8 protein-coding genes and 1 riboswitch are annotated in these 11,924 nt (G+C 71.5%); of the genes, 2 read left to right on the top strand and 6 right to left on the bottom strand.

The features are described 5' to 3' along the window. Both P3L51_RS31670 and P3L51_RS31665 read right to left on the bottom strand, forming a co-directional pair. Positions 1–972 (bottom strand): C40 family peptidase (locus P3L51_RS31670; protein WP_354608773.1); only part of this gene is annotated, 972 nt, incomplete at its 3' end. 467 nt (positions 973–1,439) lie between these two features. Beyond that, complete coding sequence (locus P3L51_RS31665) at positions 1,440–2,618, bottom strand: C40 family peptidase (protein ID WP_354608772.1); 1,179 nt, start codon at positions 2,616–2,618, stop codon at positions 1,440–1,442. After that, a riboswitch (cyclic di-AMP (ydaO/yuaA leader) is annotated at positions 2,617–2,778 on the bottom strand. Its footprint overlaps the gene before it by 2 nt. Before the next feature lie 192 nt (positions 2,779–2,970). On the opposite strand from P3L51_RS31665, the gene P3L51_RS31660 reads away from it, so the two are divergent. After that, on the top strand, positions 2,971–5,541 hold the full coding sequence (locus tag P3L51_RS31660) for an ATP-dependent DNA helicase (protein ID WP_354608771.1): 2,571 nt from the start codon (positions 2,971–2,973) through the stop codon (positions 5,539–5,541). Between the two features lie 74 nt (positions 5,542–5,615). Here P3L51_RS31660 and P3L51_RS31655 read toward each other — a convergent pair whose 3' ends face one another. Together P3L51_RS31655 and P3L51_RS31650 are read right to left on the bottom strand one after the other, a co-directional pair. Beyond that, a complete protein-coding gene (locus P3L51_RS31655) occupies positions 5,616–7,235 on the bottom strand; it encodes a M23 family metallopeptidase (protein ID WP_354608770.1) in 1,620 nt (539 codons plus the stop codon). A 316-nt stretch (positions 7,236–7,551) separates the two neighbouring features. Beyond that, the gene (locus P3L51_RS31650; protein WP_435594568.1) at positions 7,552–8,469 is read right to left on the bottom strand and encodes an esterase/lipase family protein; all 918 of its coding nucleotides are present in this window, start codon (positions 8,467–8,469) and stop codon (positions 7,552–7,554) included. Between the two features lie 229 nt (positions 8,470–8,698). On the opposite strand from P3L51_RS31650, the gene icmB reads away from it, so the two are divergent. Next, positions 8,699–9,112: a coenzyme B12-dependent isobutyryl CoA mutase small subunit gene (gene icmB, locus P3L51_RS31645; protein ID WP_023539238.1), complete on the top strand. Its 414-nt coding sequence runs from the start codon at positions 8,699–8,701 to the stop codon at positions 9,110–9,112. A 63-nt stretch (positions 9,113–9,175) separates the two neighbouring features. Here icmB and P3L51_RS31640 read toward each other — a convergent pair whose 3' ends face one another. Continuing rightward, a complete protein-coding gene (locus tag P3L51_RS31640; protein WP_354608769.1) occupies positions 9,176–10,861 on the bottom strand; it encodes a DUF5691 domain-containing protein in 1,686 nt (561 codons plus the stop codon). Between the two features lie 94 nt (positions 10,862–10,955). Then, positions 10,956–11,924, bottom strand: a 969-nt coding sequence (locus P3L51_RS31635) for an SWIM zinc finger family protein (RefSeq protein ID WP_354608768.1), incomplete at its 5' end; no start/stop codon positions are given.

Below are 11,924 nucleotides of genomic sequence, written 5' to 3'. Positions count from 1 at the left end.
CTGCCCGCCGCCGACGTAGAGCCCGACGTGTGAGATGCCCGAGTAGAAGAAGACCAGGTCACCCGGGGCGAGCTGGGAGCGGGAGACCCGCCGGCCCGCGTTGATCTGGGTGTACGTGGTGCGCGGGAGGGCGACCCCGGCGGCGCGCCAGGCGGCTTGCGTCAGACCGGAGCAGTCGAACCCGTCGGGCCCGGTGGCGCCCCACACGTACGGCTTGCCGAGCGCCCCGCGCGCGTAGGCGATGACGGCGGCGGCTCGGGCGCCGGGCGCCGGCAGGGCACCCGTCGCGGCGCGGCTCCGCGCGCGGTCGGCGCGCGGATCGGCGGACCCGGTGCTCGCTGCGTACCGGGCGCGCTCGGCGGCGGTGAGCCTGTCGAGCACCTTCTCGGCGTCCGCGAGCTTCTTCTTGACGGTCGACTTGTGCTCGGCCAGGTCGGCCTGACGGCTTTTCAGCTCGGCGAGCTTCCCGTCGGCCTTCGTACGTAAGCGGCCGAGTTCGCCGAGCTGTGCGCGCATCCTGTTGACGGCCTGCGCCTGCTGGAAGCCGGCCCGCTCGGCGAGGGCCGCCCCGCGCAGGTACTCCTCGGGGTCGGAGCTGAGGGCGAGCTGTACGGCGGGGTCGAGGCCGCCCGCGCGGTACTGGGCGGTGGCGATCGAGCCGAGGGCGTTGCGCGAGACGTTGAGCCGTTCCGTCCGCCGGGCGGCCTCGTCGCGCAGCTTGTCGAGCGAGGCGCTCGCGCCGGCGGCCCTCTCCTTGGCGCCGTTGTACTTCTCGGTGGCGGCCTCCGCCTCGTGGTAGAGCTTGTCGACCTTCGCCTTCACCTGGGCCGTGGTGAGCTGGGAGTCGGCGTGCGCGGGTCCTTCGAGACCGGCGGCCGTCGCGGCGCCCGCGAGGGCGAGAGTGGCCGCCGTACGGACGTACGGGCCGCTGAACGGCCGGTGCTTGAATCGGGGTCGGCGGTGCGCTGCCACGAGGGCGTCCACATCCTTCTTCGGTCCGGCTCTCGCGAGGAGGCGCGGTTCCGTACGGGATCTCTGTCGTGGAGGACGCTAGGCGCGGCGGTCACGGAAGCGCGTCGGCATGGCCGCTATTGCCCGGACCCGATAGTTCCACGACGGATTGTGGCCGCCGGGCGCGCGGCCACTCCGCCTGTTTCGGACCGGACTTGATCACTCCGACGACTCCGGCACGCGGGACGGCGAGTGGTGGTACGGAGACCCCGGCACCGGCCCCGGCACCGGCCCCGGCACGGACGCTCACGGCGGGTGAGCCGGTACGGGCGGACCGCGAACGGACCGCCCTCGCACTCATGCCGTCGGACGTCGGGGGACGCCTTCTCCGACGCCGACGGCCGCGCCCTGATCACCGTCGGGCGCGCCGGCCGGGGCGAGGGCGCCATGGACCCGGCCGCGCACCCGGCCGGTGTTCAGGCCGGTGTTCAGGCCGGGCGGACGCTGCCGTAGATCGGCATGTAGTAGATGGACTCCTCGCGGACGTTCGCGCCCGGCTTCGGCGCGTGGATCATCTTGCCGTCGCCCTTGTAGATGCCGACGTGGCTGATGTCGTCGTAGAAGAACACCAGGTCACCGGGGAGCAGATCCGCCGTGGCGACGCGCTTGCCGACCTTCACCTGGTCCCAGGTCGTACGCGGCAGCTGTACGCCCGCCGCCTTCCAGGCGGCGGCCGTCAGCCCCGAGCAGTCGTACGAGCTGGGGCCGGTGGCGCCCCACACGTACGGCTTGCCGATCTGGGCGCGGGCGAACGCGAGGACCTTCTCGGCCTTGGCCGCGTACGTACCGTCCGTGGCCCCCGAGCCGGTGCCCGTACCCGTACCCGTGCCCGTGCCGCCGCCGGTGGCGGGCGGCTGCTCCTTCTGCCGCGCCTCCTCCTGGCGCTTGCGCTCCGCGGCCTCCTCCTCGGCCTTCGCCTCGGCCTTGCGGCGCGCCTCCTGCTCCTTCTTCAGCTCCAGCGCGGCGAGCCGCGCCTTCTCCTCGGCCGTCAGCTCCGACAGCAGCGACCGTGCCGCGGCAAGCTTGTCCTGGACCTTCTGCTTGCCCGCCTTGAGCGAGGTCTGCGACTCGGTGAGCGTCTCCAGGCTCTTCGTCGCCGTGGCGCGCTTCTTCGCCGCGGACCGCTGCTCCTTCTGGAAGTCCTCGACGGCCCCCTGCTGGCGGTCGGTCAGTCGGTCCATCAGCTGGGTCTGTTCGAAGTACGACTCCGGGCTGTCGGCGAACATCAGGGCGGCCGTGGGACCGACCGCGCCCGCGCGGTACTGCGCCGCCGCGTACGTACCGAGGGCGCGCCGTGCCTCGTTCACCTTGTCGGCGCTCTTGGCCACGTCGTCCAGGACCCGGTCGACCGACTTGCGCTGGGTGTCGGTCGCTTCCTTCGCCTTGTTGTACTGCTGCGTCGCCGTACCGGCCTGCCGGTACAGATCGTCGACCTTCTTCTGCACCTCTTCCACCGAGGGGTTGGGCTCGGAGGGCGCGGCGGTGGCGCTCTGCGTCGAGAGCAGCGTGACCGAGGCGAGCGCGGCCGTGGTGAAACCGACGGCCGGTGTGTTCGCGCGCACTCCGGTGCGAGTGCGCGATTTGCGATGCGACGCCAAGGTCGGCATCTCCTTCCGTGGACCGCCTACCGGGTTAGCTGTCGGGTTCGGGCGGAACGGAAGGTTGCCCTACGGGCCTGGGGGTACGGCCCGATTCACCCCGGTCGAACATGGTGGGTCCCCGGTTCCGGACTTCCTTCGGGGAAGCCGGATTCGGCGCAGGCAGCCCGCTTGGCGCTGATCGCCGATGGAGTACGGACCGCCTCGGCGAGCACGGTAGCCAATCTGTGGTGCCGCTGTGAAGGTTGATGGCCGATATGCCCGATACATTTCCGTGACCTTTCGCATAAACGGTCGTGGGGACCCCCGCGAGGCCATGTGGCGGTTGGCTGTCAGTGCGGCACCCTAGACTCAGGAAGCGATGAGCAGCCTCTTTGACGACAGCTTTCTGGCGGACCTCCAGCCCTCGGCCGAGGAGCCCCCGCCGCCGCCCGAGGACACCGCTCCGGAGCAGGTGCCCGACGATCTCTTCGGAGGGAAGTTCGACGTGCCCCCTCCCAGGGATCCGTACCACCGCGACGGTGCGCCGCGCACGGTGGTGGACCCGGCGGCGCTGCTCGAAGGACTGAACGACGAGCAGCGCGCCGCCGTCGTGCACACCGGATCGCCGCTGCTCATCGTGGCCGGCGCCGGCTCGGGCAAGACCCGGGTGCTGACCCATCGGATCGCGCATCTGCTGGGGACCCGCAGTGTGCACCCGGGCGAAATACTGGCGATCACCTTCACCAACAAGGCCGCGGGCGAGATGAAGGAGCGCGTCGAGCAGCTCGTCGGACCGCGCGCGAACGCCATGTGGGTGATGACGTTCCACAGCGCCTGCGTGCGGATCCTGCGCCGCGAGTCGAAGCGGCTCGGCTTCACGTCCTCGTTCTCGATCTACGACGCGGCCGACTCCAAGCGGCTCATGGCCCTGGTCTGCCGTGATCTGGACCTCGACCCCAAGCGGCACCCCCCGAAGTCGTTCAGCGCCAAGATCTCGAATCTGAAGAACGAGCTGATCGACGAGGAGACCTTCGCCGGTCAGGCCACGGACCCCTTCGAGAAGACGCTGGCCGAGGCGTACCGGATGTACCAGGCGAGGCTGCGCGAGGCCAACGCCCTGGACTTCGACGACATCATCATGACGACGGTCCATCTGCTCCAGGCGTTCGGTGAGGTCGCCGAGCACTACCGCCGCCGCTTCCGCCACGTCCTGGTGGACGAGTACCAGGACACCAACCACGCGCAGTACACCCTGGTGCGCGAGCTGGTCGGCCCCTCGGGCGAGGGACACGACCCGGCCGAGCTGTGCGTCGTCGGTGACGCCGACCAGTCCATCTACGCGTTCCGGGGCGCCACGATCCGTAACATCCTCCAGTTCGAGGAGGACTATCCGAACGCGACGACGATCCTGCTGGAGCAGAATTACCGCTCCACGCAGACGATCCTCAGCGCTGCCAACGCGGTCATCGAGCGCAACGAGAGCCGGCGCCCCAAGAATCTCTGGACGAACGCGGGAGCGGGCGCCCTGATCACCGGGTACGTGGCCGACACCGAGCACGACGAGGCGCAGTTCGTCGCCGACGAGATCGACCGCATGACGGACGCGTCGGAGGCCAAGGCGGGCGATGTCGCCGTCTTCTACCGGACGAACGCGCAGTCGCGTGTCTTCGAAGAGATCTTCATCCGAGTCGGCCTGCCCTACAAGGTCGTCGGCGGCGTGCGCTTCTACGAGCGCAAGGAGGTCCGCGATGTGCTGGCCTATCTGCGGGTGCTCGCCAATCCGGAGGACAGTGTCCCGCTGCGCCGGATTCTGAACGTGCCCAAGCGCGGTATCGGCGACCGCGCCGAGGCGATGATCGACGCGCTCTCGGCGCGGGAGAAGATCTCCTTCGCGCAGGCGCTGCGCCGGGTCGACGAGGCGTACGGCATGGCGGCCCGCTCGTCGAACGCCGTGAAGCGCTTCAACACGCTGATGGAGGAGCTGCGTACGGTCGTCGAGTCCGGCGCCGGGCCGGCGACGGTCCTGGAGGCCGTGCTGGAACGGACCGGGTATCTGGCGGAGTTGCAGGCGTCGACCGACCCGCAGGACGAGACGCGGATCGAGAACTTGCAGGAACTGGCCGCCGTGGCGCTGGAGTTCGAGCAGGAGAGGGCTCAGGCGGCGGGGGCGGACCAGACGGCGGCCACGGACGCGTCCGCCGGCGCCGGTACGACCACGGACACGACCACGGACACGGACACGGGGGCCGGGGCCGACGCCGACGAGGCGGCCGCCGACGCGGACGCGCCCGCCGCGACCACGTCGGGCACTCTCGCCGAGTTCCTGGAGCGGGTCGCGCTCGTCGCCGACTCCGACCAGATCCCCGACGAGGACGAGGACGGCTCCGGTGTCATCACGCTGATGACGCTGCACACGGCGAAGGGGCTGGAGTTCCCCGTCGTCTTCCTGACGGGCATGGAGGACGGCGTCTTCCCGCACATGCGCGCGCTCGGCCAGGCCAAGGAGCTGGAGGAGGAGCGCAGGCTGGCGTACGTCGGCATCACGCGCGCCCGCGAGCGGCTCTACCTCACCCGGTCCTCGATGCGCAGTGCGTGGGGCCAGCCCTCGTACAATCCGCCGTCGCGCTTCCTGGAGGAGATTCCGGGCGAGTATCTGCAGTGGAAGCGCACCGGCCCGATGGCCGCCCCGGCCGGACCGACGTCGGGGATCGCGTCCTCGCTGTCCGCGTCCCGCTCACGCTCGGGCCCCGCGGGCTTCGCCACCCGGCGCGCGACCGAGAAGCCGGTCATCTCGCTCGCGGTGGGGGACCGGGTCACGCACGACCAGTTCGGGCTCGGGACGGTCGTCACGGTGACGGGTTCGGGCGCTGACGCGCAGGCGACGATCGACTTCGGGGACTCCAAGCCGAAGCGGCTGCTACTGCGCTACGCGCCCGTCGACAAGCTGTAGAAGCACGCATGCGGCGGGCCCCGTCGGCCCGCCGCATCCGTCACTACCAGGTGATGTAAGGAATCGCGCCCCGCCTACGACAGGTTGAGGCCGTGGCTGCGGAACCAGGACAGCGGGTCGATCGCCGAGCCGCCGCCCGGCCGTACCTCGAAGTGCAGGTGCGGACCGGTGGAGTTGCCCGAATTCCCCGAGTACGCGATCTCGTCACCGGCCTTGACGGAGCCGGAGCGGATCTTCGTGCTGCTGAGGTGGCAGTACCAGGTCTCGGTGCCGTCGGCGGCGGTGACGATCGCCATGTTGCCGTAGGCGCCGTTCCATTGCGTACGGACGGTGCCGTCCGTCGCGGCCATCACCGGCGTGCCGTACGAGACGGGGAAGTCGATGCCCGTGTGCATCGACATCCAGTTGACGCCGGCCTGGCCGTAGTACGCGCTGAGCGCGTGATTCGCGACGGGGATGGCGAACTTGGGGCGGGCGGCCTCGCGGGCCGCGGCCTGCGCGTCGCGCTTCTTCTTCTCCTCCGCCTGACGTTCCTTGAGGTCGATGCGCTCCTGGGTGCGGCTGGCGCGGTCCCCGAAGTCTCGTGCGTCGGCGTCGAGAGCGGCGAGTTGGGTGTCGAGCTTGTTGTTCACCGCGGCGGGCTTGACCGCTGTCGCGTCCGAGGCGGTGAGCGTGGTCGAGTCGTCCTTCTTCTCCTCGGCGGCGAGTCCGCCGACCGACGCGGCGGCGATGCCGGCGACGCCCATCACACAGGCGGAGGGGACGGCGACGGTGAGCAGAGCCGAACGCTTCGCCGGTGTACGGCGCCTGCTGCGGCTGCCTCCGGCCGCCCGGCGGACCGGGCGGGGGGCGACGGTCGCGGCGGTGACGGTGGCCGCGGCCCCGACGAGCTGGTCCGGGTGTTCGGAATGCTCCCACTCGGCGTCCAGCGCCGATTCCGATACGTGTTCAGGCTCCGGGCCGGGCGTGTCGTACTCGTGCTCGGCCTCGTACGCGGGCTGCTCGTACTGCGGCTGCTCGTATTCCGGCTGCTCGTATTCCGACTGCGCGAACTCGGTCGGGGCGAACTCGTTCGGCGTGAACTCCGGCCGCTCGTGCTCGGTTTCGTGCTGGTGCTCGGCGTCGGGCTCGTACGCGGCCGGTTCGTAGGCGGTGGGCTCGTACGCCCCCGACTCGTACGTCGCGGTGTCGCCGTAGTACGGAGCCTGCGCCTCGGCCTGGAACGGTACGTCCGGTACGTCCGACTGGACGGCCGGTTCTCCCGAGTTCCACGCGGTGGCGTCGTACGCGCCGGTGTCGGCAACGGGGGCCGCCCACTGGTCGGCCGGGGTGTTCGGGCCGGTCGCGTCATATCCGTAACTGGCGGCCTGGTTGGCCTCGTTCCAGGCGTTGGCGTCCCACTGCCCCGTCGTGTCGTACGACTGCACGGGTTGCTGGGACTGCTGAGGCTGCGCCGCGTACGCGTCGTACGCCTCGTACTGAACCTGGGGTGCTTGCGGCGCCTGCGTCGCGTAGGGGTCGTAACCCGCGTTCCACTGCGTCGAGTCGTACTGACCGCTGTGGTCCGCCTCGTACGTGACCGTGCCCACCGGGCTCGCGCCCGGAAGCGCGCCGAAGAGCGGGTCACTGTCGAAACTGCCTGTGGAGTAGCCGTCGTGGGCGGCGTATCCGGCGTGGGGGTGCTGGTCGTTCACCAACTTCTCTCTCGCCTCGGCAGCAGAACCAGGCTCCTGGGGCCGCCCTGACGAACGGTGGGACCCAGAAGGGAAAGCAGTGGCCGCGACTGTACCCGGCGGTATGCGACGGCGACAATCTTCGGCGGCTTCCCGGCGCTCTGGAAAGGGGCATTCGGCCGTCTTTCGGCGGACGGCGGGCACACCTTTGGCCCTACGTTCGAGGGGCGTTCGATTTCTAGGGTGTCGGTGAGGTGTCGAACCGACATCGAATCGGATGTGGGCGCAACCTATTTCGGTGCCGACGTTTGGCCCGCGGCTCGCCCTCGCGCACTCCTCATGCCACCGATATCGCCCCGTCGGCCCGGTCCTCGGTGCGTTCCATACCGCTTCCTGCCCATTCGGCCGCTTCCGCCAGCTCCGCCTCCGAGAGCTCCGCCGTCCCGTCGTGCTCCAGGACGTACCGGATTCCGGCGGCGACGGCCGGGTGCACCGGCAGTGCGAGGTGGCCGATACCGGTCACGCCCACGTTCTGCGCGATGAGGTCCGGATGCTCGACGCGGGCCGCCTCCACCGGCGACATGACCTGGTCGAGATCGCTCCAGAAGCTGACGAACCGCGTCCGGCAGCCGGGCGCCGGCTCCCGCAGCTCCTCGATCAGGTCCGAGCCGGGCCGCATCTGCCGGACGACGGGGTGCGCGCTGGCCAGCGGGATGGCGCCGGTGCCCGCGTGCGGCGTGCCCATGGTGACCAGGGTCCGTACCCGTACGTCGCCATCCAGTCGCTGTACGTAATACCTGGCGATCAGGCCGCCGAGGCTGTGCCCGACGATGTCGACCTCGCGGTGTCCCGTACGGGCGCAGACCTCCTCGATGTGCCGGCCGAGCACTTCGGCCGCCAGTCGGATGTCGCTGGTCAGCGGGGAGAAATTGAGCGATTCGAGATGGCGCCAGCCGTGCCGGGCCAGGGAGCGGCGCAGCAGGACGAAGACGGAGCGGTTGTCCACGAATCCGTGCAGGAGCAGGACCGGCCGGCGGGAGCGGCCCTCGGTGGGCAGTGTGGCGGCCTCGGGCGGCAGGTCGGGTGCCGGGCGCTCGCTGGCGATTCCACCCGGATAGAGGACCAGATGCCCGGCGAGGATCGCCATCTCGAGAACAGAGGCCCGCAGGAGGGTGACGGGCAGCTCCCAGGCCGCCGGCCGCCGTACCACGGACGGAAAGGGCGAGAAAAGCTCGGAGAAAGGCGGGATCTTCATTGACCTACCTCCCTACGCCGCACGGGAAGCGAATCCCCTTGCGGCTCCCGTGCCGGGTGGGGCCGACACGAAGCAGAGTGAACATGTCCCAATGTGTGATTTCCCCCTCCCCGACCACCCCGAAACAGCGGCGTGCGAGATGCTGGGGATAACGTTCGTTCACCTCTCCGTCCCTCGCCGGAACGGGGACCCGTGCCAATGACGACGAAGTCGGTATGTGGAGGCAGTGATGGGTGTGACCGGTCCGATCCGTGTGGTGGTGGCCAAACCGGGTCTCGACGGCCACGATCGCGGGGCCAAGGTCATCGCGCGAGCGTTGCGGGATGCGGGTATGGAGGTCATCTACACCGGGCTGCACCAGACGCCTGAGCAGATCGTGGACACCGCGATCCAGGAGGACGCCGACGCGATCGGTCTGTCGATCCTGTCCGGCGCGCACAACACGCTGTTCGCGAAGGTCATCGACCTGCTGGAGCAGCACGACGCGCTGGACATCAAGGTCTTCGGCGGCGGCATCATCCCGGAGGCGGACATCGCGCCGCTGAAGGAGAAGGGCGTGGCGGCGATCTTCACGCCGGGCGCGACGACGACATCGATTGTGGACTGGGTGAACGCGAACGTCCGACAGCCGGCGGGCGCGTAGGCCCCGCCCCCTGATTCCGTTCCCGGGGACTTCACGCTTCTGTTCCCGGCCGCCGGGACGGGCTCACCAAGCCCGTTCCGGCGGCTCGGGCTCACCCGTCAGCTCCGGCGGCTCGGGCTCACCCGTCAGCTCCGCCGGGTCGGGCTCACCCGTCAGCTCCGACATCATCGCGGCGCGCAGCCGCAGCGTGGAGACCAGGCGCTGGAACGCCTCCGACCAGTAGCCGCCCGCTCCCGGTGACGCGCCCTCCGATTCGTCCGGCGTGGCGGTGAGGATGTCCAGGTGGGGCGCCTCCGCGGGGTCCAGGCAGCGTTCGGCGAGGCCCATCACGCCGCTGAAGCTCCACGGGTAACTCCCGCCGTCCCGCGCGATGTCGAGCGCGTCGACGACCGCGCGGCCCAGCGGCCCGGACCAGGGCACCGCGCAGACACCCAGGAGCTGGAACGCCTCCGACAGACCGTGCGCGGCTATGAACTCGGCCACCCAGGAGGCCCGTTCCGAGACCGGCAGGGTGGCGAGCAGCTTCGCCCGCTCCGCGAGGGACGACGCCCCCGGCCCCGTGGCCGGGGAGGCGGCCGGCGGGCCCAGCAGGGCGCGCGCCCAGCGGGCGTCGCGCTGGCGGACGGCCGCGCGGCACCACGCCGCGTGCAGTTCGTCCGTCCAGTCGTCCAGGACCGGCAGCGTCACGATGTCCTCGGGCGTACGGTCCCCGAGCCGCTCCGGCCAGCTCGACAGCGGTGTCGCCTCCACCAACTGGCCCAGCCACCAGGACCGTTCACCCCGGCCGTTCGGCGGTGTCGCGCTCACCCCGTCGCGCTGCATGGCGGCGTCGCACTCGTGCGGCGCCTCGACGACGACGGCCGGGCCCGTGGGGCCGCCCGCGCGGTCCAGGCTCACGCACGTCGCCGCCCGCGTCGCCATCCGCGCGGCCAGCGCGGAGTTCGGCAGGGCGGACAGCAACTCCGCCGCCGTCGCGCGGACATTGCGGCTGCGGTCGGAGAGCGCCTCCTCAAGAAAGGGCTCGTCGAGGTCGGACAGTCCGGCGCGCAGCGAGTCCAGGAACATCAGCCGGTCCTCGGCGCGCTCCGTCGGCCATGTCGTGGCCAGCAGCGCCCGCGCCGCGTCCGGGTCCCGTGCGCGTACGGCCGCCAGCAGCGCGACCCGCTCGGCGAACAGCCCCTGCTCCCACAACTGCCGTACCGCTTCGGCGTTCTGGGCGCCGGGCAGGACCGCGCCGCCGGACGCGCCGCGCAGGGCGAACTTCCAGTCCGCGTTGAAGCGCGCGAGCCAGAGCCCGCGCGGTCCGGCGAACGCGAGGGCGTGCGGCCGCAGGTCGTTGCGCCCGCGCGCGGCGTCCAGCAGCGCCGGCAGGGCGGCGGCGGGGGCGCGGTACCCGTGGTCGTTGGCGGCGGTGAGCCACTGGGGGAGCAGTTCGGTGAGATCAGGGGTCGTACCGCGCCTGCCGCCCGTACCGGCCGGAGCCGCGCGGTCGGCCAGCAGTTGGGCCAGGCGCCGGCGCGCGGGCTCCGGCAGTTCGCGGCGGTCGTCGTGCGGCGCAGGCTCCGGCCGGGCGGCGGCGCGCGCAGGGAGCAGACCCGCGCGCCGCCGCACCGTGTGGAGCGCGGCGGCGTCCAGCAGCGCGACGGGCGCGTCCCGGCCGGGAGCCATGACGTCCGCGGGCGGGGTGCGCCGGTCGGTGCCGAGCAGTGCGGACGTGACGAGTTCTTCCCAGAGCGTGGTGCCGGTCATCGGGTGCCTCCTTATACGTATGGATAGAGGACGGGGCCCTGTGAGGTGGCTGGGGAGCGTCGGTCGCGTCACGCGGCTCGTGGGGCGGGGCGGGTCATGTCAGCTGGACCGTCTCCGACGAGTCTGCCGACCAGACGGCGAGCGGAGTGAACCCGCGATGCCCGCACTCGCCGAAGACCGTGACCGGGCCGCCGCCGGACAGTGCCACCAGCTTCCACAGACCCGGCCGCGCGAGCGCGGCGGGCGCGACGGGCAGGGCCGACTCCCCGTCCGCGTCGGCCAGTTGCCACCCGTCTCCGCCCCTGCCCCCGTCTCCCCCGTACGGAACAGGTATGACATCGGCCAGCGTCACCGGCCAGGAGTCCAGCCACGGGTCCTCCCGCAACGCCGAGCCGTACGCCGCCACCGCCGCCGTGGTCGTCCCGCCCGGCGGAGGTGTCCCGGTCGGTTCGGGAATGCCCACCTCCTCGCTCAGATCGGCACGCAACTGCCCCGCCCCCGCGTGCGGCGTCAGCTCCGCCTCGATCACCAGGCCCACCGGCAGCGCCGGTTGCGGCGAACGGCCCGCCGCGCCGAACCCCAGCACCAGTGCCGTACGCCCCGACTCCCGCCCGTACAGCCAGATCCGGCGCGTGGTGATCTTGCCGTCCGACGTGTCGTACTGCGCGAGGACCAGCCAGTGGTCCCTGACCGGCGGGCCGTCGGCGGGGGAGGGGAGCCCCACCCGCGTACGGACCGTCGTGGCCAGGGGCGCGGGCAGCCGGTCGAGCCCCAGCCACCCCTGATCCAGCAGGTGAAGCAGCGCCGACTCTTCGAGCAGCCGCACCGGCCAGCCGGCCCCCGAGCCCGGGATCGAGCCCAACTCCCGCACCCTCGACGCCAGTCCGGGCGCCTGGGCGTCCACCATGCGCGCGGCGGTCTCCTCCCACAGGCCGTATCCCGACTGCTCGGCCGCCGCCAGCCCGCCGCGCAGCAGATCCGTCAGCCGCTGCTCAAGCTCCTGGGCCCCGCCCGTGATCCGTGCCGCCCTGCGCTCCGCCCGGCGCCTGGCCGCCTCCGGGTC

This window comes from Streptomyces panacea, assembly GCF_040560175.1.
Classification (GTDB): domain Bacteria; phylum Actinomycetota; class Actinomycetes; order Streptomycetales; family Streptomycetaceae; genus Streptomyces; species Streptomyces panacea.
This window is presented reverse-complemented; position numbering and strand designations above follow the sequence as displayed.